This is a genomic window from Oceanobacillus saliphilus, assembly GCF_023522835.1.
In the GTDB taxonomy this organism is placed as follows: domain Bacteria; phylum Bacillota; class Bacilli; order Bacillales; family Amphibacillaceae; genus Oceanobacillus; species Oceanobacillus saliphilus.
In genome coordinates this window covers 1-253 of sequence record NZ_JALCZU010000253.1, presented here as the reverse complement: position 1 = coordinate 253, position 253 = coordinate 1, and the positions used below count along the sequence as shown (strand labels likewise).

At 60.9% G+C, this 253-nt stretch carries 1 protein-coding gene; it reads right to left on the bottom strand.

What is annotated here, in order from left to right:
* Positions 1-21 precede the first annotated feature (21 nt).
* Positions 22-253: 2-dehydro-3-deoxygalactonokinase (locus tag MN204_RS21070; protein WP_249872998.1), on the bottom strand; the 232-nt coding region annotated here is incomplete at its 5' end.

Below are 253 nucleotides of genomic sequence, written 5' to 3'. Positions count from 1 at the left end.
CCGCGTAAAATCGCCACCAGCTTAATCTTGTCCATCAATCATCCTCGCTATACCCGAAAGAAACGCCGCCTCGCCGGAGCAACAGGAAACGGCTAACCCACGCGCCGCCATCGCCTGCTGATAACGGGCGTTGAGCGAGTGCTCACCAACCAGCACCACGCGGCTGGCGCGATAGCGTTCGCTGAATGTCGCCACCTCCGCGCCAATCAACAGCCCGGAGAGATAATCGCTCACCGAAGTCGCCGCCAGCGAG